We start from the raw sequence: 24,046 nt of genomic DNA, 5'->3' as shown, positions 1-24,046 counted from the left end.
CGCGATGCAGAAACATATGCCATAGAGCACGAAACTGATGCACATGAGATCTGAACCATCCTCGCTCGAGTTGATTTGAGTTCCAGGAAATTGAGCGAACCCTGGCGATGAAATATTGACATCTCAGCACAATTTTCTCAACCCGACTGCTTGCCCCCTCCCAAGGACCACTTTCGGCTCAATGATACATTTAGAAATAAATCGCATACCAGAATATGTGATACATTTTGAAGCGACTTTGTTTGGAACTCCTTATTAAAGCTATCAAACACTGACTTTCCTAAATTTCTGCTTATGTAGAAGTGAAATGTAAACAAATTTGAATGCGAGGATGGCTTTGGACCACGCGTTAGCTGGGCAGTCGGTAGCGATTCAAAAAGCTAGCATCAACCCACGTCCGAGGCAGATACCAGTTCATCGAAAAGGAAATATTCAACGCGTTCGGAACGAGGCTGTCTTCACACAGGCAAATAAAGTCTTGAGAGTGCTAGGGCAATGGCATCGTTGCCGCACCACGGCTAAGTTTGCTATGCAGCGAGAAGTGTTCCGGTTCCAGATCGTCATCAGCCCGCTGAATAAACACCGAAACGAAAACTGAAATCCACAGCCTTGGAAAAATTCTCAGTTTTATAGAAGCCAAACGACGTTCGTTGAACTCCGCGCCCGATCAGGATTTGGCCGAGAACTCAAATACACAAGCTCTACGAGATGCTTGCCAATTTGGCCTGAAGGAAAGAGTTCAAAAAGTAGTCGCCCTCCGCAGTCCCGTTTTATCTTCTTGCTCCCGGCAAAACAGCACAGCACAGCGCACGCCCGCCAGCCAACGCGCCGATAATGGTGGGCCGCCCTCGGCGGCGCCGCTTTGCCCGCTCGTCTGTAACCCTTGAGGATGTCTGTATGAATGCCCCCACCACGCCCCTGTCCGCCTCGCCGCGCCTGACCTCGCTGTCGCATGGCGGTGGCTGCGGCTGCAAGATTGCACCCGGGGTGCTGGCTGATCTGATGAGCCGCAGCGCGGTACCCAAACAGTTCTATGCACCTTTGCTGGTGGGCACCGAGACGGCAGACGACGCGGCGGTCTACCAGATCAACGACACGCAGGCGATTGTCGCGACCACCGACTTCTTCATGCCCATCGTGGACGACCCCTATGACTTTGGCCGCATTGCTGCGACCAATGCACTGTCGGATATCTACGCGATGGGCGGCACGCCGCTGATGGCGCTGGCCATTGTCGGCATGCCTATCAATGTGCTGCCCCATGAAGTCATCGCCAAGATTCTCGAAGGCGGCGAATCGGTCTGCCGCGATGCCGGCATCCCGCTGGCCGGCGGCCACTCCATCGACTCGGTCGAGCCTATCTATGGCCTGGTGGGCATCGGCATCGTCAACCCCGCGCAGCTCAAGCGCAACCGCGATGCCCAGGCGGGCGATGTGCTGATCCTGGGCAAGGCCATCGGCGTCGGCATCCAATCGGCCGCGCTGAAAAAAGGCCTGCTCAGCGACAGTGCCTACGCCAGCATGGTGCGCACCACCACCCAGCTCAACCGGCCCGGTGCGGCGCTGGCGCAGCTGGCCGATGTGCATGCGCTGACGGACGTCACCGGCTTTGGTTTGCTGGGCCATACGCTGGAGCTGGCACGGGGCGCGCAGCTGACGGCCGTGATCGACAGCCAGGCGCTGCCGCTGCTGCCCGGCGTGCTGGACCTGGCCCAGCAAGGCGTGGTGACCGGCGCATCGGGCCGCAATTGGGCGTCCTACGGCAGCCATGTGGCGCTGGATGCGCAGGTGACCGACGCGATGCGCAGCCTGCTGACCGATCCGCAAACCTCCGGTGGCCTGCTGGTCTCCTGCACCCCGGATGCTGTTGGCCAGGTGCTGGACATCTTCAAGACCCAGGGCTTTGGCGACGCCTGCGTGGTCGGCCATATGCAGACAGGCGAGGCCCAGGTCGTGGTGTCCTGAGCACCAGCATCTCAACACGCCAACGCCTGCTGCCTGCAGGCGTTTTTTTATGCTTGCTTCTCCTCGGCTTGCGTCTTCATGATCTGGCAACAATCGCTCGACAGCCGCGCAATACCGCAAACGCACACTCCAACCTTGGTTCAAAGATCTTCACTAGAGAGACAAGAAAGGACGACATCCATGTTAGGGAGACTGGCAGAACAGCTTTTGGCGCGCAATTTGGCGCCCCTTGTCGTGACTGGCGTGCTGGAGGTGGCCTTCCCCTCCGGCAAAAGGAATCTCTTTGGCGCCGGGACCTCGCCCACGGCAAGCATTCGCTTCAGTGATACGCGTGCGGTCTGAGCCATTCTTCGGGATCCGGACCTGAATTTTGGCGAGATGTTCATGCAAGGCCGTCTGGTGGTGGAGAAAGGCACCATCTACGATGTGCTGGAGCTGCTGCTCCGCCACGTGAAGAACGTGCCGGTGTCGGCCATGGTGCGCACCTTGGATGCCTGGCGCATGCGCCTCAAGCCCCTGCTGCAGAACAACCTGCGTGGCAAGGCGCGTGCCAATGTCGCCCACCACTATGACCTCGATGACCGGCTCTACGAGCTGTTCTTGGATGGCGAGCGCCAGTACTCCTGTGCCTACTTTGAGCAAGGCGATGAGCCGCTGGACGTGGCCCAGGTCGCCAAGATGCGGCATATCGCCGCCAAGCTGCTCGTCGAGCCCGGTCACCAGGTGCTCGATATCGGCTGCGGCTGGGGCGGGCTTTCGCGCTACCTGGCCGAGGTCGCCGGCGCAGGCCAGGTCACCGGCATCACGCTGTCGGTGGAGCAGCTGGAGGTGGCCCGCCAACGCGCGGCCTCATCCGCCAGCGCCGGCCAGTTGGACTACCGCCTGGAGGACTACCGCGACACCCAGGGGCCTTTTGACCGCATTGTGTCGGTCGGCATGTTCGAGCATGTCGGCACCGCGTTTCATGATGCGTTCTTCCAGCAATGCCGCTCGCTGCTGCGCGAAGACGGCGTCATGCTCCTGCACTTCATTGGCAACAGCGATGTGCCTGATTTCAACAACCCCTGGATTGAGCGCTATATATTCCCCGGCGGGCATATTCCGTCGATGTCCGAGTTCATGCCCGCGCTGGAGCGCTCCGGCCTGGTTGTCACCGATATCGAGGTGCTCCGCCTGCACTACGCGCTCACCCTGCGGCACTGGCGCGAGCGTTTCATGGCCAAGCGTGCCCAGGCCATGGCGCTCTACGACGAGCGCTTTTGCAGGATGTGGGAGTTCTACCTGTCCATGTCCGAGACCGCCTTCCGCTACCAGGACATTGCCATCTTCCAGGTGCAGATTGCGCGCAAGCAAGAGGCGGTGCCGCTGACGCGCGACTACATCAGCGCACGCAAGGCCGACTTGGCGGAGCGCGAGCTGCTGCGCGCTGCAGCCGCCAACGGCTAGAAGCGGAAAGTGAAAAGGCGCCCTGTGCAAGGGCGCCTTGGCGATGAAGGGGCGCTGCGAAAGCACCTCGAATGCAGGAGGTTCTTAGAACGGCAGCTTGGGCATGCCGCCGCCCATCATGCCTTTCATTCCGCCCATCTTCTTCATCATCTTCATCAGGCCGCCACCCTTCATCTTCTTCATCATCTGCTGCATCTGGCCAAACTCGTTGAGCAGGCGGTTGACCTCCTGCACCTGCACGCCAGCGCCCGCTGCAATGCGCTTCTTGCGTGTGGCCTTGATGAGTTCGGGCTTGGAGCGCTCGAAGGGCGTCATCGAGCAGATGATGCCTTCCTTGCGGCGCACCTCGCGCTCGGCCTTGTCCATGTCGACCTGACCGGCCTTGCCAGCCAGCTCGGAAGGGAGCTTGTCCATCAACGTCGACAGACCGCCCATCTGCTTCATCTGCTGGAGCTGGCCGAGGAAGTCGTTCAGGTCGAAGCCGTCGCCGGACTTGATCTTCTCGGCCATCTTCTGGGCCGCCTGCAGGTCCACACCCTTGGAGACCTGCTCGACCAGCGCGACGATGTCACCCATGCCCAGCACGCGCTGCGCATGGCGCTCGGCATCGAACACTTCCAGGCCGTCGATCTTCTCGGACACGCCGGCGAACTTGATCGGCGCACCGGTGATCTGGCGCACCGACAGCGCTGCACCGCCGCGCGAGTCACCGTCAAGCTTGGTCAGCACAATGCCGGTCAGCGGCAAGGCTTCCTTGAAGGCCTTGGCGGTGTTGATCGCATCCTGGCCCTGCATGGCATCGACGACGAACAAGGTCTCGACCGGCTTCAGGGCGCTGTGCAATTGCTGGATTTCGGTCATCAGCACTTCATCGATCGCCAGCCGGCCGGCCGTATCGACCAGCAGTACATCGAAGTAATGCTTCTTGGCGTAATCCAGCGCAGCGTTGGCAATGTCCAGGGGCTTTTGGTCGGGGGTGCTGGGGAACCATTCGGCACCGGCTTGCTGGGTCACGGTCTTGAGCTGCTCGATCGCCGCAGGGCGGTACACGTCACCGGAGACGGTGAGCACCTTCTTCTTGCGCCGCTCGATCAGGTGCTTGGCCAGCTTGGCCGTGGTGGTCGTCTTGCCAGCACCTTGCAGGCCGGCCATCAGGATCACCGCAGGCGGCTGGGCCTGCAGGTTGATGTCGGCCACGCCTTCGCCCATTGTGGCGGCGAGCTCCTTGTTGACGATCGACACCAGGGTCTGGCCTGGCTTGAGGCTGCCCAGCACTTCCTGGCCCAGCGCTTTTTCCTTGACGCGGGCAATGAAATCGCGCACCACGGGCAAGGCCACATCCGCCTCCAGCAGGGCCATGCGCACTTCGCGCAACATGTCCTGGACGTTGGATTCGGTGATACGGGCCTGGCCACGCATTTCCTTGACGAGGCGCGAGAGTTTATCGGTCAGTGCGGAAGCCATAGGGTGGAGTCTTGAGTAATCGTGGCAAAGGTGGCGCCGCAGTCATGCAGATACCCGGTGGCCGGGCGCAGAGGGCTGGCGCCAGGGGCTGTAAGCCACAGCCCTGCAAACCTTTGATTCTACCCGCTTGCCCCCGGCAGGCCCGGTGGCGGGGCTCCCGGGCTGCTGGGGAGCGCAAGAAACTATGACCCGTCCTCGACCATAGCCAAATCTTTGCCCGGGAAGTGCCAAACGAATTTAGGCTCTGAGCTTGCGCCCAGGCCTGCCTGCAGCCACGACAATGTTTGACGAGCCGCCGCTTGCCCACATGGCCGTTGCAGGGTGGCCCGCCATGCCCCATGCCCTGCCCGCCACCCCCAGGTGGCGCTTTCTTTGACCAGGACCACCGATGCCAGATACGCCGTATCGCCACTTGCTAGACCATTTTTCGGACGCCTTCTTCGTGACCGATGTGCAAGGCCGGATCCTGGATGTCAATGCCCAAGCCTACCGGGAGATGGGCTACAGCATGGCCGAGTTGATGGCGATGAACGTGGCCGATTTTGCCCTTGACGCCTCGGCGTCGGAGTTGCAGGCGCGGTGGCAGAAGATGGAGCCAGGCGCACGCAAGGTCGTCACCAACACCCACCAACGCAAGGACGGTTCCTGCTTTCCGGTCGAAGTGCACATTACCTGCCAGCTGGTCGATGGCGAGAAGCGCTTTTTCACGATCGCGCACGACATCACCGAGCGGGTGCGCCGCGACCAGGAAATTCAATTGCTCCATGCCGCGCTGGAGCAGCAGGTCGAAAAAAGCACGCAGCAATGGCGTCAGTCGACAGACCTGCTCGACGCGGTGATGCGTGGCACCTCGGATATCGTCTTTGTCAAGGATCGGCAGGGCCGCTATGTGTTCGCCAATCCGGCCGCCGAAGCTATTGCCCAGGTGCCGCCCGGCGGCCTCATCGGCAAGACCGACGCCGAAATCCTGGGGGGCCGCAACAACTTCGCGGAGGACGATGCCGCGGTGTACCGCACCACCACGCCGTTGGTCTCGGAGTCACATGCGCTGATAGAAGGCCGCAAGCTCAGCTTCCAGTCCATCAAAAGCCAGTACCGCAATGAGCATGGCGAGGTGATCGGGCTGCTGGGCATATCGCGCGACATGACGCAGATGCGCGAGTCCGAAAGCCAGCTGCGCAAGAGCTATGACTCGCTGCGCCGCGCAGAGCGGCTCTCTCGCATCGGCAGCTGGACCCTGGACCTGGCCAGCGGTGAGATTGAAGCCTCGGAGATGATGTACGAGATGAATGGCCTGGACCCGCAGGGGCCCAAGCTGACACAGGACAACATTGCCCAGATGATGCCGCCGCAGGACTATGCCAAGGTCATGGCGGCCATTGCCCAGTGCGCCCAGACCGGCCAGCCGTACCGCCTCGACGTGACGCATTACACCCCCGACGGCGGCCAGTTCCCCGCCAGCATTCTGGGCCAGGCCGACTATGACGGCAGCGGCCGCATCGTCAGCCTCAGTGGCACCTTGCAGGATCTGTCGGAGCGCGAACAGGCGCGCCAGCGGCTTGAAGCGCTGGCCGACAACCTGCCCAGCGGAGCAATCTACCGGGTTGAGGCAACGTCCGCCAGCCTGCGCATGAGCTATATCAGCGCCGGCATTGAAAAGCTGATCGGCGTCAGCGCTCAGGCGATCATGGCCGACAACGCCGCCTATACCCGGACCATCCACCCGGCCGATCTGGCCATGTACCGGCAGCAGCAGCGCGAGGCGCTGGAGCGCCTGAGCCTGTTTGATTGCAGCTTCCGCATCATCCGGCCCGATGGCGGCTTGCGTTGGCTGCGCTGCCGCTCGGCGCCCAGCCGCCAGGAGTCCGGCACGGTCTGGGATGGCATCATGCTCGACATCACGCGCGAGCGTGAGGCCGAGCTGGCCCTGCAAAAGGCCAAGGAGATGGCCGAGGCCGCCGAACGCGCCAAGTCCGAGTTCCTGGCCACGATGAGCCATGAGATCCGCACCCCGATGAACACGGTCATCGGCATGACGCGCCTGATCCAGCAGACCCCGCTGCTGCCCAAGCAGCGCAACTACCTGGAAAAGGTCGAGCTGTCGGCCAATGCGCTGCTGTCGGTCATCAATGACATTCTGGATTTTTCCAAGATCGAAGCGGGCATGCTCACCTTGGAGAATGTGGAGTTTGCGCTCGACGATGTACTGGAGACCGTGTCGGCGGTCACCACATTGCGCGCCGAGGAAAAAGGCATCGAGGTGGTGTATTCGGTCGCCCCCGATGTGCCCCGGCAGCTGAGCGGTGACCCGCTGCGCCTGAGCCAGGTGCTCAACAACCTGGTGAGCAACGCCATCAAATTCACGCACCTGGGCGAGGTGGTGATCAGCATCCGCACCACCGCGGCTGCCGGCAACCGGCCGCTGGCGCCTGGCAAGATCGGCCTGGAGGTGACCGTCAAGGACACCGGTATCGGCATGAGCGCCGCGCAGATGAGCCAGCTTTTCCGCCCGTTTTCACAAGCCGACAGCCAGACCACGCGGCGCTATGGCGGATCGGGTCTGGGGCTGGCGATCTGCCAGCGCCTGGTCGGCCAAATGGGCGGCGAGCTCAAGGTCGAGAGCAGCCCGGGTCTGGGCAGCACCTTTTACTTCTCGGTGCAGCTGCAGACCGCACAGGCCCAGCAAGCCCCCAAGCCGGCCCGCTACCATGGCACGCCGGTGGACCGCGTGCTGATCGTTGACGACAATGCCAGCGCACGTGACATCCTGGCCGAGATGGTGCGCGGCTTCGGCATGCGGGCCGATACGGTGGACTCGGGCGAGCAGGCGCTGTCCGATCTGCAGCTCGCCTCTCGTGTCGGCACCCCCTATGGCCTGGTACTGATGGACTGGCGCATGCCGGGCATGGACGGACTGGAGGTCGCCCGCCGCATTCGCGAGGAAGAGCACCTGTCCGCCACCCCTGCGGTGCTGATGGTGACGGCCTACGGCCGCGACGAGGTGATGCGCAAGGCCGAGGCCTTGCGCCTGCAAGGTCTGCTGATCAAGCCCGTCACGCAATCGGTACTGTTCAATGCCATCCTGGAAGCCTTGCAGTCGCAAGGCGGCGGCGTCTCGCGGCGCGCACTGTCCGAGCCGGCGGCCCATCCTCAGAGCCTGCATGCCGACCTTTCCCAGCTGTATCCGGACCTGCGCGGTAAAAACGTGCTGGTCGTGGATGACAATGCGCTGAACCGCGAGGTTGCGGCCGATTTTCTCAGCCTGGTGGGCGTGCAGGTGAGCCTGGCCACCAACGGTGCCGAGGCGCTCAGCATGCTGGAACACCACCGCTACGATGCCGTGCTGATGGACGTGCACATGCCCCAGATGGACGGGCTGGACGCTACGCGCGCACTGCGCCAGCTCCCCCATCTGCAGCAGCTGCCCGTGATTGCGCTGACTGCGCAGGCCCGGGTCGAAGACCGCAGCGCCATCGAAGAGGCGGGCATGAACGCGCACCTGACCAAGCCCATCGATGAGCGCAAGCTGTACGAAACGCTGACCGAATGGATCGCAGGCCCCGGCAGCCAGGGTGGCGACCTGGATGCGCCAGAGTCCGAGTTCCTGCGCGATGAAGCCCGCTTCGTCGCCCCCTCGGGGCTCAACCACGCCAAGATGCTGCAGCGCTTTCAAGGCAATGCCGAGCGGGTAGAACGGGTGCTGGCGGGCTTTTACCGCGATTTTGCGGACGCCCCCCACACCCTGGTGCTGCATGCGCAGCAGTCGGCATGGCAGCCGCTGTCGATGCTGGCCCACTCGCTCAAGGGCGCGCTCGGCTACCTCGATGCAGCAGCGCTGGTGCAAGCGGCCGAGTCCATTGAAAACCAGGCCCGGGAGCAGGCACAACAGCCACCCTCCTCTGCCCCACCCGATCCCAGGCTGCACGCCGAGACCACGGAGTTTGCGGCGCAGCTGCAGACCTTGCTGCAGGGCCTGGCCACCCGCCACAGTCCAGCCTCCGCGCCTGCGCCGGCGTCGGAGGAGGCCCCAGCTCCCCACCCTGCTCCGGCCACCACTTTGCGCCAGGATCTCCAGCACCTCAAACGCCTGGTGGCCGATGGGGATTACGCGGCAGTCAGCGAACTCGAGCGCATGCTCGGCGCCAGCCCTGCCGCCCGCTGGACGCCTTTGCTGCAGCAAATCCTGCAGCATGTCGAGGACCTCGATGCCGATGCTGCGCTCGCCGCGATCGAGCGCCTGGAACAGATTTTGCCCTGAGCGCCTTCGTCTGCGCTATTGAGATTTGAGTTTTTGGATCACGCACCATGCAAGCCGAGCCCGATAACGACCAACCCACCATCCTGATTGTGGATGACGAGCGCGTCAACCGCTCCATGCTCGCGGAGCTGCTGGGCCAGCAGTACCGCGTGCTGCTGGCCAAGGACGGCCCCAGCGCGTTGACGATTGCCGCCCGCGAGTCACACCGCCTGCTGCTGGTGCTGCTGGATGTGAGCATGCCCGGCATGAATGGTTACGAGGTGTTGACGCAGCTGCGCAAACAGGAAGCGACTGCCGGTATCGCCATCATCTTCATCACCGGCCAAAGCGATGCCGCTGCCGAGGAGTACGGACTGCGTTTGGGCGCGGCCGACTACGTCTCCAAGCCGATACGCCCGGCCGTCGTCAGCGTCCGGGTGCGCAACCAGATCGATCTGGCGCTGCAACGCCAGGCGCTGCAGCGTCTGGCCCAGGTCGACGGACTCACCAATCTGGCCAACCGCCGGCATTTTGACGACATGCTGCAGCGCTGCCACCGCATGTGCCTGCGCAGAAACGACCCGCTGGGCCTGGCACTGATCGATATTGATCACTTCAAGCTGTACAACGACCACTACGGCCACGTGCAGGGCGATGAGGCGCTCAAGCAGGTGGCGGGCACCTTGGCACGCCATGCCCGCCGACCCTATGATCTGGCCGCCCGCTTCGGCGGCGAAGAGTTTGCGCTGATCCTGCCCGGCCACGCCGATGCGTTGGAGGTGGTGGAGCGCTTTCGCCAGGAGGTGCAGGCCATGGCCATTGCCCATGCAGCGTCGACGACCGCGCCAGCGCTGACCGTCAGCTGCGGCGTGCTGACCGTGCACTGCGGCCCTGCCGACAGCATGGAAGACTGCCTGCGGCGCGCCGATGAGCTGCTGTACGACGCCAAAACCCATGGCCGCAACCGCGTCTGCGCGACCAGTATCGGCCTCTAGCAGCCCGTGGCGGCACCCACGCGACGCCGGCGGGGAGAACGACGCCGCCGAGATTGTCTGTGGCGCGTGCTGCGCGCGGGCGGCGCCGACCGCGGCCATCATTCTTGATCGCCGGCCATCGCCAGCCACTGCCTGCAATAGCCGGTAGATTGACAGGCGCTGCCGCAGGCGCAGGCCGCACAGGGTTTCTGCCGCCGCTATGATAGCGGGCATGCTCTCTCCCGCCATTGCCGCAGCCAGCACCAGCCCCATCGGCTGGGCGCTGGCCATTGCAGCAGCCATTGCCTACGCCATTCCCGCACTTGCGGCCCGACGCCTGCAGGAGTCCAGCGCACGACTGGGCTTGCGCGCGGCCTGGGCGCTGCATCTGGCAGCGATTGCCTGGAGCCTGATGGGCGACACGCCCCACTTCGGCTTTGCGCCGGCCCTGTCGGTGACTGCCTGGCTGGTGCTCACGGTCTACGTGGTCGAGCAGCAGCTCTACCCGCAGCTGCGCTCGCGCTGGCCGCTGTCGGCGATGGGCTGCATCGCCGTGCTGCTGGCCGGCGTGTTCCCCGGCAGCCCCTTGCATGTCAATGCCTCGCCGTGGCTGCCGCTGCACCTGGCACTGGGCATCGCCTCCTATGGCCTGTTTGCTGCCGCCGTGGTCCACGCCGCACTGATGACCCGGGCCGAGCGCCAGATGCGCCAGGATGGCAGCCACGATGGCGGGCTGCCGCTGCTGGCATTGGAGCGGCTGACATTCCGCTTTGTCACGGCGGGTTTCATCCTGCTGTCGGCGACCCTGCTCGCGGGCTGGTGGTTTGGAGAAGCGCTGTACGGCAAGGCCTGGGTATGGAACCACAAGTCGGTGTTTTCGCTGCTGGCCTGGCTGACCTTTGCCGTCCTGCTGGTGGGCCGCAAGCGCTTTGGCTGGCGCGGACAGCGCGCTGTCAACATGCTCTATGTGGGCGCCACCTTGCTGCTGCTGGCCTATGTGGGCTCGCGCTTTGTCCTTGAAGTCATCTTGAAACACTGAGCCACCATGAAGTATTTGCTGGTATTGCTGGTGCTGGCCGTGGGCTGGCACATGTGGCGCAGCCAACGGGTCAAGAACATGCCCCCACCGCCCAAGAAAGGGCTGGCCAAGCCCGAACCCATGGTGCACTGCGCCCACTGCGGCGTGCACCTGCCCCAGTCCGATGCGATCAGCTACCAGGGCGCGCATTACTGCTCACAAGCCCATCTTGCCCAGGCCGTGCCGCCTGGCCGGCGCTGAGCGTTGGGCGCTTCCACCATGGCAGCGCTGGAGTTGATGGAAACCCCATTCAAGCGCCTGTGGCGCGGCTATCTGGTGGCCCGCGTATTTGTCGCGCTGCTGCTGGCGCTTGGGGCGATGGCCATCACGCCGGTGCTATCGGGCCCGCTGCTGTCGCAACTGGCGCTGCTGGGTACCTACGGCGTCTCGGCGATGCTGTACGCCGCGCTCAGCCACAAACCACCTCCGCAGCGCCGCGTCTATGCCTGGCTGCCGACGGTGGGCATGGACCTGCTGCTGATCTCGCTGCTCGAAGTGACGAAGACCGGCACCTACACGCTGACGCCGATGTTTGGCCTGGCCGTGCTGTTTGCCGGCACCTTGGGCGGCTGGCTGGTGACCTTGGGCAGCTGCGCCTACATCACGATCTTCCTGATTGTCGAATCCCTGAGCTTCCGCACCTCGGTGTTTGAACTCGATGCGACACAGAACACCGTGCAGGCCGGGCTGGCAGGCGCTGCCTATTTTCTGGTGGGCATTCTTGTGCGTCTGCTCGCCTCGCGGGTGGAGCGCGAAACCTTGCACGGCCTGCGCAATGCCGCTGCGGCCAACCAGCAAGAGCAGATCAATGCACTGATCCTGCAGAACCTGCCCGATGGCGTGCTGGTGGCCGACCAGGCCCTGCAGGTGCGTATTGCCAACCCCGCCGCGATGGCCTTGCTCGGCCATCCCCATCTGCCGCTGGAGCTGGCCCAGTTACCAGCCTGGCGGGCAGTGGTGGAGCAGGTCACCCAGACCTTTGCCGGGCAAAAACCTCTGTCACAGGATCTGGCGCTCACGGCGCCGCAGACCGCGCCGATCGGCCTGCATGTGCGCACATGGTTGACGCACCCGCTGCCGACCTTCGGCAGCATCGGCAGCCATGACAACGACCCCCTGTGCCTGGTGTTTCTGCATGACCTGCGCGAAATTGAAGCGCGTCTGCGGACGGAAAAAATGGCGGCCATGGGCCGCATGTCGGCCGCTGTCGCCCATGAAATCCGCAACCCGCTGACCGCCATCACCCAGGCCAATGCACTGCTGGACGAGGAGCTGACCGACCCGGGCCAGAAACGCCTGACCTACATGGTCGAGCAAAATGCCCAGCGCCTGGGCCGCATTGCCGAAGACATTCTGGACATCGCGCGCGTGCACAACCAGATCCAGCCAGGCGACGGAGAATCCGTCGCCCTCAACGAGACCGTGCTGCAGATCTGCCACGACTGGATGTCGCTGGCCCCTGCTGCGCATACCTTGGCGCTGGCGCTGGACGCCGATAACAGCCTGGTGGCCTTTGATACCGGTCACCTGCGCCAGCTGCTCTACAACCTGCTCAACAACGGCCAGCGCTATCGCAGCGCGCATGCGGGCTCGCTGCGCGTGGGCACCCACAGCAGCCTGACGGGCACCACCACCTTGGTGGTCTGGAGCGATGGCGCGCCGATCGAGCCGACGATCGAGAAACACCTGTTCGAGCCCTTCTTCTCATCCGAGAGCCGCTCCAGCGGCCTGGGCCTCTACATCTGCCGCGAACTGTGCACCCGCCATGGCGCTATGATCCGCTATGAAAGGCAGAGCGCAGCGCTGCCCGAGCTGGCACAGGGCAATGCCTTCATCGTGCAGTTTCGCCGCGCCGCCAGCCCTGCGCACCCCCTGCAGACTGAATTGATCCACCAGGCATGAGTTTTGAAAACACCACTGTTCTGGTCGTGGACGACGAGCCCGACCTCCGAACGCTTTACGAGCTGACCCTGCTGCGTGAAGGCTACCGGGTCTTTACGGCGGGCTCGGTGCAGGAAGCGCGCGCCCAGCTGCAACAGCGCCGCTTCGAGATTCTGATCACCGACATGCGCCTGCCCGACGGCCTGGGCATGGAGCTGCTGCAGGACCTGCGCCGCCAAAGCCGCAGCGAGCGCGCCATCGTGATGACCGCTTACGGCTCGGCCGACAACGCGGTCGCGGCGTTGCGCGAGGGGGCATTTGACTACCTGACCAAGCCCGTCGATCTCAAGCAGTTCCGCCAGGTGGTGGCATCGGCCAGCCAGGGGCTGCAGGATGCGCCTGCGCAAGCCCCGTCGCCGGCCGCTTTTCAAGCGCCGGCGCAGCCGGGCACGCCCCCATTGCCGCAAGACGCTTCGCAGCGCGAACTTATTGGCCCCTCGCTGGTCATGCAGCAGGTGCGCGAGCGCATTGCCAAGGTGGCCGGCAGCATGGCACCCATTCTGGTGCGCGGCGAGTCGGGCACCGGCAAGGAGCTGGTAGCCCAGTCGCTGCACCGCCGCAGCCAGCGCGCCAGTGGCCCGATGGTGGCAGTCAACTGCGGCGCCATCCCTGAAAACCTGCTCGAAGCCGAATTCTTTGGAGCCCGCAAAGGGGCCTATACGGGCGCCAACCAGGACCGGGACGGCTTTTTCCAGGCCGCCCATGGTGGCACGCTCTTCCTCGACGAAATCGGCGAGCTGCCGCTGGCGATGCAGGCCAAGCTCCTGCGGGCGATCCAGGAGCGCAAGGTGCGGCCGCTGGGTGCCCAGCAGGAGGAAGCCGTTGATGTGCGCATCGTCAGCGCCACCCACCGTGACCTGGCCGCCGATGTGCAGGCAGGGCGGTTCCGCCAGGACCTGTACTACCGCCTCAACGTCATCGATATCTTCATCCCGCCGCTGCGCGAACGCCGCGAGGATCTGCCGGCGCTGTGCGAGGTGCTGCTTGCGCGCATTGCCCACGAAAGCGGCCAGCCAGTGCCCCAGCTCGGCCCGGAGGCCTTGCAAGCGCTTGCCGGCCACGCACTGCCGGGCAACGTGCGCGAACTGGAGAACCTGCTGCTGCGCTCTGTCGCGCTGAGTGACGGGCCGTTTCTGCATATCGAGCCTGCGCGCTCCGGGGGGCCTGCGAACGCTGCAGTTCAGAGCATCGCTGCCGAGCAGACCCCTGCCTACCTGGCGCCCGCCGCGCCACGGGTGGCCGCAGCACCGCCCGTCCCCTCGGCGCTACCGGCCCACGGCGAGCGCTTTCCCCTTCCGCAGGATCTGCCAGCCGATCTGCAGGCCTGGCTCGATGCCATCGAGCGCGATATCCTCGTGCGTGCGCTGCAGGAGTTCGGCTTCAACCGCACAGCCGCCGCCAACCGGCTGGGCATCAGCCTGCGCCAGATCCGCTACCGCATGGAACGGCTGCAGATCCACGATCCCAGCGATGGGGTACAGCCCTAGGACTGACGCCATGCCCCAAGACCTGCCCGAGATGCCGCCCGGCGCGGACGCCCGCCCCCCGGCGGCGGCGCATGCCGCGCTCTGGCACCAGGGTTGGCTGCGCACGGCCACGCCGTGCCCCTCGCCCAACTTCGGGCCCCGCCCCGGCGGCGCCTGCACCGATCTGATCGTCGTCCACTCGATCAGCCTGCCACCGGGCATCTACGGCACGGGCGATGTGCAGCGCCTGTTCACCAACCAGCTCGACTGGGATGCGCACCCGTACTTCCAGACCATCCGCGGGCTGCAGGTCTCCTCGCATTTCTTCATCACCCGCGAAGGGGCCGTGTGGCAATTTGTCAGTGCCGACGAACGCGCCTGGCATGCCGGCCAGTCGTTCTGGCGCGGGCGGCCGCGCTGCAATGACGACTCCATCGGCATCGAACTCGAAGGCCTCGAGGGCGAGACCTTCGAGCCGGCGCAGTACCAGAGCCTGGTGCAGCTGTGCCAGCAGATCCGCGCGCAGTATGCGATTGCCTATATCGCCGGCCACGAACACATCGCGCCCGGCCGCAAGAACGATCCCGGCCCCGGCTTTTCCTGGCGCCGCCTGCAGCAGGAGCTGGACTGGCCTGCCGCGATGTTTCCACCTTCCATCGGGCTGTAGATCTGCCATCGGTGCAAAGGCCCTTTTTCGCCGCGCGTTGGCATTTTTGCAGGCCCAGACGCCTGCGAAATGTGGGATTTTCTCCTGTTTGAAAAATTATTTTTTCTGTGCGCTGGCCCCGTTTTGCGCAGGCTGGCAACGGGGATCGCCCCGCAACACACGCACAGCGGTGGTTTGCATGCCCAAATGACGACGCCATGCGCAGTTGCCGCTGTTTTGCTGCGCAGCATGGCGACAGCCCCTGCACACAAAATGCGCAATGCCCCATACACTACAGGTAGTGTCCAGCGCTCAAGAAAACACTACATGTAGTGTGATGCGGTTTCCAGAGGCTTGGTGATACCGGCATACCACAGCGCTGTTTCTCCGGTTTTTTGCACCCACTGAGAGGACATCATGAGCGCTGCTTCGCTTTCCGAGCTACAGGCCGCACCGGCCACCAGCTCCCGCACCCTGGATGGATTCACCGTACTGCCGGACTACCAGATCATGCGGCGCAACGGCGCAGTTGTCCCCTTCGAGCCTGCAAAGATCACCACCGCCATCATGAAGGCCTTCCTGGCCGTCCATGGCAGCCAGGGCTCGGCATCGGCCAGCGTTCGCGAAGTGGTCGAGAACCTGACCCACACGGTGGTACGCGCCCTGATGCGCTCGCGCCCCAGCGGCGGCACTTTTCACATCGAAGATGTGCAGGACCAGGTGGAGCTGGGTCTGATGCGTGGCGGCAACCACGAGGTCGCGCGGGCCTACGTGCTGTACCGCGAGCGCCGCAACCAGGAGCGCGCGCAGTTGCAGGCCCAGCACACACCCGCCCATGTCAGCCTGCATGTGCAGGACCGGGGCCAGCCGGTGCTGCTCGACGTCAAAAAACTCCATGACCGCATTGCGGCCGCATGCCAGGGGCCGGGCCAGGACGTCGACCCAGCACCGATCCTCAGCGAGACCCTGCGCAATCTCTACGACGGCGTTCCGATGGACGAGGTGTTCAAGGCATCGATCCTGGCAGCGCGCACCTTGATTGAAAAAGACCCCGACTACAGCTTTGTCACCGCGCGTCTGCTGCTGCACACCATCACGCGCGAAGTGATCGGCCAGGATGTCAGCAGTGCCGACATGGGCGCGGCCTACCGCAGCTACTTCCCCGGCTTTGTCGCGCAAGGTGTCGCGCATGAACTGCTTGCGCCCGAGATGCTGGACTTCGACCTGCCGCGCCTGGCCGCAGCCCTCCAGCCCGAGCGCGATCTGCAGTTTGACTACCTGGGGTTGCAGACTCTGTACGACCGCTATTTCCTGCATGTGCGCAAGCAGCGCATCGAGCTGCCCCAGGCCTTCTTCATGCGCGTGGCCATGGGCCTGGCGCTGAAGGAGGACGACCGCAATGCAAGGGCCATTGCGTTCTATGACCTGCTCTCGTCGTTCGACTTCATGTCGTCCACCCCCACCCTGTTCAACAGCGGCACCTTGCGCTCGCAGCTGTCGTCCTGCTATCTGACCACGGTGGCCGATGACCTGGGCGGCATCTACGATGCGATCCGCGAGAACGCGCTGCTGTCCAAGTTTGCCGGGGGCCTGGGCAATGACTGGACCCCCGTGCGTGCGATGGGTGCCCGCATCAAGGGCACCAATGGCGAGTCGCAGGGCGTGGTGCCTTTTCTCAAGGTGGTCAACGACACGGCCGTCGCCGTCAACCAGGGCGGCAAGCGCAAAGGCGCCGTCTGCGCCTACCTGGAGACCTGGCACCTGGACATCGAGGAGTTTCTGGAGCTGCGCAAGAACACCGGTGATGACCGCCGCCGCACCCATGACATGAACACCGCCAACTGGATTCCCGACCTGTTCATGCAACGGGTCATGGAAAAAGGGACCTGGACCCTGTTCTCACCCTCGGACGTTCCTGACCTGCACGACCGCTTTGGCAAGGATTTCGAGCGGGCCTACACCGCTTACGAGGCCCAGGCCGCGACCGGCGAACTGGCGCTGAGCAAGACGCTGCCGGCGGTCGATCTGTGGCGCAAGATGCTGTCCATGCTGTTCGAGACCGGCCACCCCTGGATCACCTTCAAGGATGCCTGCAACCTGCGCTCGCCACAGCAGCATGCGGGCGTCGTGCACTCCTCCAACCTCTGCACCGAGATCACGCTCAACACCAGCGACACGGAAACCGCCGTCTGCAACCTGGGCTCGGTCAACCTGGCGCGCCACCTGAAAGATGACGGGCAAGGCGGCCTGGCACTGGACCATGACAAGCTCAAGCGCACCGTCGCCACGGCCATGCGCATGCTCGACAACGTCATCGACATCAACTACTACGCGGTGGACAAGGCGCGCGACTCCAACCTGCGCCACCGCCCGGTGGGTCTGGGCATCATGGCCTTCCAGGACAGCCTTTACCAATTGCACATCCCCTACGCCAGCGATGCGGCGGTGCAGTTTGCCGACACCTCGATGGAGGCGGTCTGCTACTACGCCTATTGGGCATCGACCGAGCTGGCGCGCGAGCGCGGTGTCTACAGCAGCTACCCTGGCTCGCTGTGGAGCCAGGGCATTCTGCCGCTGGACACGCTGGACCTGCTCGCCCAGGCCCGAGGCCATGCCGACTATGTCCAGGTGGACCGCAGCATGCAGCTGGACTGGGAAGCACTGCGCCGCAAGATCGCGCAGGACGGCATGCGCAATTCCAACTGCGTGGCCATCGCACCCACCGCCACGATCTCCAACATCGTCGGTGTCGATGCCTCCATCGAACCCTCGTTTGGCAACCTGTCGGTCAAGTCCAACCTCTCGGGCGAGTTCACCGTGATCAACCAGTACCTGGTGCGCGACCTCAAGAAGCTGGGCCTGTGGGACGACGTGATGGTGATGGACCTCAAGCATTTTGAGGGCTCGCTGCGCCCCATCGACCGCGTGCCCCATGCGCTCAAGGCCCTGTATGCCACGGCCTTTGAAGTCGATCCCGTCTGGCTGGTGGAAGCGGCCTCGCGGCGGCAGAAATGGATAGACCAGGCGCAGAGTCTCAATATCTATATGGCAGGGGCATCGGGCAAGAAACTCGACGATGCCTACAAGCTCGCCTGGGTGCGCGGCCTCAAGACCACGTACTACCTGCGCACCACCAGCGCCACGCAGGCTGAAAAGTCCACCATCCAAAGCCGCGTACTCAATGCCGTGCCCAGCAGCCAGGCCGCGCCCGCAGCCCAAGCGGTGGCAGCCGCGGCCGCTGCCCAGCCCACCGCGCCCGGCACCGACATCCGCTTTTGCGCCATGGATGATCCCGGCTGCGAAGCCTGCCAGTGACTCCCGCACATCGTCCGAACCTGAACCACCACACCGGCCCCCACCAGGAGCGCACCACCCATGCTGAGCTTTGAAGAAGATTCCATCGACGCGTTGGCACCGCTCGCAGCCACTGCTGCGCTGCCCGCTGCACCACCACCTGCAGCGATGTTCAAGCGGGTCAACGCCGCCGACAAGCGCATCATCAACGCCAAGACCGATGTCAACCAGCTGGTGCCGTTCAAATACAAATGGGCCTGGGAGAAATACCTGGCTACCTGTGCCAACCACTGGATGCCACAAGAGGTCAACATGACGCGCGACATCGCGCTGTGGAAATCCCCGAATGGCCTGACCGAGGACGAGCGCCGCATCGTCAAGCGCAACCTGGGCTTTTTCGTCACGGCCGATTCACTGGCCGCCAACAACATCGTGCTGGGCACCTACCGCCATATCACCGCGCCCGAGTGCCGCCAGTTTCTGCTGCGCCAGGCATTCGAGGAAGCCATCCACACCCATGCCTACCAGTACATCGTGGAGTCGCTCGGGCTGGATGAATCCGAGATCTTCAACGCCTACAACGAGGTCCCCTCGATCCGCAACAAGGATGCTTTCCTGATCCCGTTCATCGACGCGATCATGGACCCCAACTTCCAGACCGGCACCTCGCAGACGGACCAGACCTTGCTCAAAAGCCTGATCGTGTTTGCCTGTCTGATGGAGGGCCTGTTCTTCTATGTGGGCTTCACGCAGATCCTGGCGCTGGGCCGGCAGAACAAGATGACCGGCGCGGCCGAGCAGTACCAGTACATCCTGCGCGACGAGTCCATGCACTGCAACTTCGGCATCGACCTGATCAACCAGCTCAAGCTGGAGAACCCTGACCTCTGGACTGCTGCATTCAAGGACGAGATCAAGGCCTTGTTTATTCAAGCAGTCGAACTTGAATATCAATACGCAGAAGACACGATGCCCAGAGGTGTGCTGGGCATGAACGCCGCGATGTTCAAAGGCTACCTGCGCTACATCGCCAACCGCCGCGCAACGCAGATCGGCCTCGATGCGTTGTACCCCAACGAGGACAATCCGTTCCCGTGGATGAGCGAGATGATCGACCTGAAAAAAGAGAGAAATTTCTTTGAGACCCGCGTCATCGAATACCAGTCCGGCGGCGCGCTTTCCTGGGATTGACGCCGACCTTGATGTGCAAACCCCGTCAGAATGTGGTTTTCCTGAGAGAAAACTGTGAAATTTGGCGTCTTTATTGAGGTTTGCACTATGCCAGTTGCTAGCAGCTGATGCACAATTCAGTTTGCTATCAAAACTTCGTGTCGAATTCAATCAGGCATGAAGTCTGCTTTCTAAATTGACCCGAAGGAGAAGAGCATGGCAACGTCCAAAGCAAGCAAGAAAACTGCTGACACCAAGGCAACTGCCAAGAAGGCAGTCGCAACCAAGGCAGCCGCCCCCAAGGCTGCTGCAAAGCCAAAGGCCGCTGCCAAGCCAGCCGCCACCAAGGCAGCTGCAAAGCCTGCTGCCAAGGCCGTTGCCAAAAAGGCAGCTGCTAAGCCAGCCGCCGCAAAGAAGACCGCCGCCAAGCCCGCAACCAAATCCACCGCAGCCGCCAAGACTGCCGTGAAGAAGGCTGCCGCTCCTGCGAAGAAGGCTGCTGCTCCTGCCAAGAAGGCCGCAGCTCCGGCAAAGAAGGCCGCAGCTCCAGCCAAGAAGGCTGCAGCTCCGGCAAAGAAGGCCGCAGCTCCAGCCAAGAAGGCTGCAGCTCCGGCGAAGAAGGCCGCTGCTCCAGCCAAGAAGGCTGCTGCTCCTGCGAAGAAGGCCGCAGCTCCAGCCAAGAAGGCTGCTGCTCCTGCGAAGAAGGCCGCTGCTCCAGCCAAGAAGGCTGCCGCTCCAGCCAAGAAGGCTGCTGCTCCTGCGAAGAAGGCCGCTGCTCCTGCGAAGAAGGCTGCCGCTCCTGCGAAGAAGGCCGCTGCTCCAGCCAAGAAGGCTGCTGCTCCTGCCAAGGCTCCAGCACCTGCCAAGAAGGCCGCTCCCGCAAAGAAGGCTGCCGCTCCTGCCAAGGCCCCAGCTGCTGCTGCGCCTGCTGCTGCAGAGCCCGTCAAGACCGTGCTCAGCACCAATGCTGCATGGCCTTTCCCGACCAACAGCCGCCCACAATAAGAAAACCAAGCCGGGCAATATGCCCGGTGCCGCAAGGCACTGCTTGGTCAGCAAGGCAACGCGATGCGTTGCCTTTTTTCTTGTCTGCGGTGCAGCGCTATTCATGTCTGGCTGCAAGGCCTCCCAAATGCCAGACAATACGGGCTCATGAATGATGCCCTTCCGACACCGCAAGCCCACGCGCAAGTTGCCACTGCAGCGATGGCGCGCAAACCCAGTGCAGCCCGCCTGCGCAAGATTGACATGATCCTGGGCTCGGCAGAGCGGCATTTCGCGTTGCTGGGTTTTGAAGGTGCACCGCTGGAGCAGATCGCACAGGACGCCGGCTTCAGCCGCCACAACCTGCTGTACTACTACCCCAGCAAAGAGGCGCTGTACCAGGCCGTGCTGGTATCGGTGATCGATGACTGGCTGGGCCATATGACGGGCCTGTCCAAGGATGGAGACCCGGCGCAGCAGATCCGCCAGTACATCCGTGAGAAGTTCGAGTTCGCGCGTACCCGCCCTTTCGGCAGCCAGTTGTTCACCAAGGAGATGATTGCCGGTGCGCCATTTGCCGCCTCCGCAGTGCGCGAACGCATCGCACCATTGCTGGCGGCCAATGTGGCGGCGTTCACGCATTGGGCAGGCCTAGGCCTGATCGCGCCGGTCAACTTCCAGCACCTGATGTTCAGCATCTGGGCCATCACCCAAGGCTATGTCGACCAGCAAACCCAGTTTGCATTGCTGCAGGACAAGGCAGCGCTCGATGCTGGTGATTTCGCCCAGGCCGAGACCCTGCTGGTGCAGATGCTGTCGGCCACGCTCAAGATTGACCTGCCCGGCTGAGCCGCTGCTGGCAGCTTGCAGGCTGTGCCACCAAGAGGCTCGGCACCGCGCAGATATCGCGGCCCGGGGGCGCTGCGCTGCATCGGCCAACCGCCTGCGCTGCATCCATTTTGATAGCAAGATGCCAAGCATCTATCGCCGCTTGCGTCATTTCCGCAGTGAGGGTTCGTGAACAGGCAACGCGTCCGCCACGAATTTTTCACCCCCGCAGTCTTGAACTGTCATCAAATGACCTTATTATTAGCACTCGAAGGGGTAGAGTGCTAAAACCACCGCTTCTCAAAAATTTTTGCGTATTTGGCGCGGCGGCTGCCGGGCCATCTTTCATCCAACCTGGTATTGAAATTGAAGGAGTTGTTATGAACCTGCGTCCTCTGCACGATCGCGTGATCGTTAAGCGTCTGGAAAACGAAACCAAGACCGCTTCGGGCATCTACATCCCCGACAACGCTGCTGAAAAGCCAGACCAAGGCGAAGTGCTGGCGGTTGGCCCAGGCAAGAAGAACGACAAGGGCGAGTCCATCACCTTGGGCGTGAAGGTCGGCGACCGCGTGCTGTTCGGCAAGTACTCCGGCCAATCGGTCAAGGTGGACGGCAATGAACTGCTGGTCATGAAGGAAGAAGACCTGTTCGCTGTCGTCGAGAAATAAAGCTACTGCGCAGGCGTCATGCGTCGTTGCGCGGTGCTCGCAATCCTCACGTACCCAAGTACGTTCCGGTTGCTGTGCTCCGTGCGCCTAGCCTGACACCTGCTCGCTACGCTTTCTTTCCCGAGCATTCATTCTCATTTCAAGTTTTCAAGTATTTAGGAGCCAAAAATGGCAGCAAAAGACGTAGTATTCGGCGGTGAAGCACGTGCACGCATGGTTGAAGGCGTGAACATTCTGGCTAACGCCGTCAAAGTGACCCTGGGCCCCAAGGGCCGCAACGTGGTGCTCGAGCGTTCGTTCGGCGCCCCCACCGTGACCAAGGACGGTGTGTCCGTGGCCAAGGAAGTGGAACTCAAGGACAAGCTGCAGAACATGGGCGCCCAGCTCGTGAAGGAAGTGGCTTCCAAGACCAACGATATCGCTGGTGACGGCACCACGACCGCTACCGTGCTGGCCCAAGCCATCGTGCGCGAAGGCTCCAAGTACGTGGCCGCCGGCCTGAACCCCATGGACCTCAAGCGCGGTATCGACAAGGCTGTCGCTGCGCTGGTGGAAGAGCTGAAGAAGCAATCCAAGGCCACCACCACCTCCAAGGAAATCGCCCAAGTCGGTTCGATCTCCGCCAACTCCGACGAATCCGTGGGCAAGATCATTGCTGACGCGATGGACAAGGTCGGCAAGGAAGGCGTGATCACCGTCGAAGAAGGCAAGTCGCTGGACAACGAACTCGACGTCGTTGAAGGCATGCAGTTCGACCGTGGCTACCTGTCGCCCTACTTCATCAACAACCCAGAAAAGCAAGCCGCGATCCTGGACAACCCCTTCGTGCTGCTGTTCGACAAGAAGATCAGCAACATCCGTGACCTGCTGCCTACGCTGGAAGCCGTGGCCAAGGCCGGCCGTCCGCTGCTGATCATTGCAGAAGACGTCGAAGGCGAAGCACTGGCAACCCTGGTGGTCAACACCATCCGTGGCATCCTGAAGGTTGTGGCTGTGAAGGCTCCTGGCTTCGGCGACCGCCGTAAGGCCATGCTGGAAGACATCGCCATCCTGACCGGCGGCAAGGTGATCGCTGAAGAAGTGGGCCTGTCGCTGGAAAAGGTGACCCTGGAAGACCTGGGCCAGGCCCAACGCGTCGAAATCGGCAAGGAAAACACCACCATCATCGACGGTGCTGGCCAAGCCGCTGAAATCGAAGCCCGCGTGAAGCAAATCCGCGCTCAGATCGAAGAAGCCACCTCCGACTACGACCGTGAAAAGCTGCAAGAGCGCGTGGCCAAGCTGGCCGGCGGTGTTGCCGTGATCAAGGTGGGCGCTGCCACCGAAGTCGAAATGAAGGAAAAGAAGGCCCGCGTGGAAGACGCGCTGCACGCGACCCGCGCTGCTGTGGAAGAAGGCATCGTGGCCGGCGGTGGCGTGGCGCTGCTGCGCGCCAAGCAAGCGGTGGGCGCTCTGGCTACCGGCAATGCCGAGCAGGACGCTGGTATCAAGCTGGTGCTCAAGGCCATCGAAGCGCCTCTGCGCGAAATCGTGTCCAACGCTGGTGGCGAGCCATCGGTGGTGGTCGATGCCGTGCTCAAGGGCAATGGCAACTTCGGCTTCAACGCTGCCAACGACACCTACGGCGACATGCTGGAAATGGGTATCCTGGACCCCACCAAGGTGACCCGCACCGCGCTGCAAAACGCTGCGTCCGTGGCTTCGCTGCTGCTGACCACCGAGTGCATGATCGCTGAAGCCCCCAAGGCTGAATCCGCTCCTGCGATGCCCGACATGGGCGGCATGGGTGGCATGGGCGGCATGGGCATGTAATTGCCCCGGCTGTCATAGCGCACCGCCAAGCCTGCAAGACCTCTTGCGGGCTGGGTGCCAGACACCCAAA

General features: G+C 63.0%; 16 protein-coding genes. 15 read left to right on the top strand and 1 reads right to left on the bottom strand.

Annotated features, from left to right (window positions below; all coding sequences use genetic code 11):
* The first annotated feature begins 918 nt into the window (after positions 1–918).
* Together selD and ACCQ08_RS16670 are read left to right on the top strand one after the other, a co-directional pair.
* The gene (selD, locus tag ACCQ08_RS16675) at positions 919–1,965 is read left to right on the top strand and encodes a selenide, water dikinase SelD (protein WP_373450441.1); all 1,047 of its coding nucleotides are present in this window, start codon (positions 919–921) and stop codon (positions 1,963–1,965) included.
* Between the two features lie 384 nt (positions 1,966–2,349).
* On the top strand, positions 2,350–3,411 hold the full coding sequence (locus ACCQ08_RS16670; protein WP_373450423.1) for a class I SAM-dependent methyltransferase: 1,062 nt from the start codon (positions 2,350–2,352) through the stop codon (positions 3,409–3,411).
* Positions 3,412–3,495: 84 nt separating this feature from the next.
* Here ACCQ08_RS16670 and ffh read toward each other — a convergent pair whose 3' ends face one another.
* Entirely contained in the window at positions 3,496–4,875 is a 1,380-nt protein-coding gene (gene ffh, locus ACCQ08_RS16665) for a signal recognition particle protein (RefSeq protein WP_239809352.1), read from the bottom strand.
* A 388-nt stretch (positions 4,876–5,263) separates the two neighbouring features.
* On the opposite strand from ffh, the gene ACCQ08_RS16660 reads away from it, so the two are divergent.
* The 13 genes from ACCQ08_RS16660 to groL all read left to right on the top strand — a co-directional run bounded on the left by ACCQ08_RS16660 (position 5,264) and on the right by groL (position 23,976).
* Positions 5,264–9,133: a response regulator gene (locus ACCQ08_RS16660; RefSeq protein WP_373450422.1), complete on the top strand. Its 3,870-nt coding sequence runs from the start codon at positions 5,264–5,266 to the stop codon at positions 9,131–9,133.
* Positions 9,134–9,180: 47 nt separating this feature from the next.
* Complete coding sequence (locus tag ACCQ08_RS16655; RefSeq protein WP_239809354.1) at positions 9,181–10,107, top strand: diguanylate cyclase; 927 nt, start codon at positions 9,181–9,183, stop codon at positions 10,105–10,107.
* 211 nt (positions 10,108–10,318) lie between these two features.
* Positions 10,319–11,125, top strand: a complete 807-nt coding sequence (locus ACCQ08_RS16650; RefSeq protein WP_239809355.1) for an inner membrane protein YpjD — start codon at positions 10,319–10,321, stop codon at positions 11,123–11,125.
* Positions 11,126–11,131: 6 nt separating this feature from the next.
* The gene (locus tag ACCQ08_RS16645) at positions 11,132–11,365 is read left to right on the top strand and encodes a PP0621 family protein (protein WP_312412438.1); all 234 of its coding nucleotides are present in this window, start codon (positions 11,132–11,134) and stop codon (positions 11,363–11,365) included.
* A gap of 36 nt (positions 11,366–11,401) precedes the next feature.
* Positions 11,402–13,066: an ATP-binding protein gene (locus ACCQ08_RS16640; RefSeq protein ID WP_373450421.1), complete on the top strand. Its 1,665-nt coding sequence runs from the start codon at positions 11,402–11,404 to the stop codon at positions 13,064–13,066.
* On the top strand, positions 13,063–14,592 hold the full coding sequence (locus ACCQ08_RS16635) for a sigma-54-dependent transcriptional regulator (protein ID WP_373450420.1): 1,530 nt from the start codon (positions 13,063–13,065) through the stop codon (positions 14,590–14,592). Before ACCQ08_RS16640 ends, ACCQ08_RS16635 begins: the two co-directional genes overlap by 4 nt.
* 31 nt (positions 14,593–14,623) lie before the next feature.
* Complete coding sequence (ampD, locus tag ACCQ08_RS16630) at positions 14,624–15,238, top strand: 1,6-anhydro-N-acetylmuramyl-L-alanine amidase AmpD (RefSeq protein ID WP_373450440.1); 615 nt, start codon at positions 14,624–14,626, stop codon at positions 15,236–15,238.
* 396 nt (positions 15,239–15,634) lie between these two features.
* A complete protein-coding gene (locus ACCQ08_RS16625) occupies positions 15,635–18,532 on the top strand; it encodes a ribonucleoside-diphosphate reductase subunit alpha (protein WP_373450419.1) in 2,898 nt (965 codons plus the stop codon).
* 60 nt (positions 18,533–18,592) lie between these two features.
* Positions 18,593–19,702, top strand: coding sequence for a ribonucleotide-diphosphate reductase subunit beta (locus tag ACCQ08_RS16620; protein WP_239809360.1), 1,110 nt, complete (start codon positions 18,593–18,595; stop codon positions 19,700–19,702).
* A gap of 195 nt (positions 19,703–19,897) precedes the next feature.
* A complete protein-coding gene (locus ACCQ08_RS16615) occupies positions 19,898–20,686 on the top strand; it encodes a histone H1 (RefSeq protein WP_373450418.1) in 789 nt (262 codons plus the stop codon).
* Positions 20,687–20,833: 147 nt separating this feature from the next.
* A complete protein-coding gene (locus ACCQ08_RS16610) occupies positions 20,834–21,514 on the top strand; it encodes a TetR family transcriptional regulator C-terminal domain-containing protein (RefSeq protein WP_239809362.1) in 681 nt (226 codons plus the stop codon).
* Positions 21,515–21,873: 359 nt separating this feature from the next.
* Positions 21,874–22,164: a co-chaperone GroES gene (locus tag ACCQ08_RS16605; RefSeq protein ID WP_021025779.1), complete on the top strand. Its 291-nt coding sequence runs from the start codon at positions 21,874–21,876 to the stop codon at positions 22,162–22,164.
* A 168-nt stretch (positions 22,165–22,332) separates the two neighbouring features.
* Entirely contained in the window at positions 22,333–23,976 is a 1,644-nt protein-coding gene (gene groL, locus ACCQ08_RS16600; RefSeq protein ID WP_239809363.1) for a chaperonin GroEL, read from the top strand.
* Positions 23,977–24,046: the final 70 nt, after the last annotated feature.

The organism is Comamonas sp. SY3 (assembly GCF_041730275.1).
Taxonomy (GTDB): domain Bacteria; phylum Pseudomonadota; class Gammaproteobacteria; order Burkholderiales; family Burkholderiaceae_C; genus Comamonas; species Comamonas sediminis.
This window is presented reverse-complemented; position numbering and strand designations above follow the sequence as displayed.

Bases quoted from the DNA above. Each gene is read 5' to 3' on its own strand.
- ACCQ08_RS16620 (WP_239809360.1), top strand. From the start codon at position 18,593: ATGCTGAGCTTTGAAGAAGATTCCATCGACGCGTTGGCACCGCTCGCA.
- ACCQ08_RS16615 (WP_373450418.1), top strand. From the start codon at position 19,898: ATGGCAACGTCCAAAGCAAGCAAGAAAACTGCTGACACCAAGGCAACT.
- ACCQ08_RS16660 (WP_373450422.1), top strand. From the start codon at position 5,264: ATGCCAGATACGCCGTATCGCCACTTGCTAGACCATTTTTCGGACGCC.
- ACCQ08_RS16650 (WP_239809355.1), top strand. From the start codon at position 10,319: ATGCTCTCTCCCGCCATTGCCGCAGCCAGCACCAGCCCCATCGGCTGG.
- ffh (WP_239809352.1), bottom strand. From the start codon at position 4,875: ATGGCTTCCGCACTGACCGATAAACTCTCGCGCCTCGTCAAGGAAATG.
- groL (WP_239809363.1), top strand. From the start codon at position 22,333: ATGGCAGCAAAAGACGTAGTATTCGGCGGTGAAGCACGTGCACGCATG.
- ACCQ08_RS16635 (WP_373450420.1), top strand. From the start codon at position 13,063: ATGAGTTTTGAAAACACCACTGTTCTGGTCGTGGACGACGAGCCCGAC.
- ACCQ08_RS16605 (WP_021025779.1), top strand. From the start codon at position 21,874: ATGAACCTGCGTCCTCTGCACGATCGCGTGATCGTTAAGCGTCTGGAA.
- ACCQ08_RS16625 (WP_373450419.1), top strand. From the start codon at position 15,635: ATGAGCGCTGCTTCGCTTTCCGAGCTACAGGCCGCACCGGCCACCAGC.
- ACCQ08_RS16610 (WP_239809362.1), top strand. From the start codon at position 20,834: ATGAATGATGCCCTTCCGACACCGCAAGCCCACGCGCAAGTTGCCACT.
- ACCQ08_RS16640 (WP_373450421.1), top strand. From the start codon at position 11,402: ATGGAAACCCCATTCAAGCGCCTGTGGCGCGGCTATCTGGTGGCCCGC.
- ACCQ08_RS16645 (WP_312412438.1), top strand. From the start codon at position 11,132: ATGAAGTATTTGCTGGTATTGCTGGTGCTGGCCGTGGGCTGGCACATG.
- ACCQ08_RS16655 (WP_239809354.1), top strand. From the start codon at position 9,181: ATGCAAGCCGAGCCCGATAACGACCAACCCACCATCCTGATTGTGGAT.
- ampD (WP_373450440.1), top strand. From the start codon at position 14,624: ATGCCGCCCGGCGCGGACGCCCGCCCCCCGGCGGCGGCGCATGCCGCG.
- ACCQ08_RS16670 (WP_373450423.1), top strand. From the start codon at position 2,350: ATGCAAGGCCGTCTGGTGGTGGAGAAAGGCACCATCTACGATGTGCTG.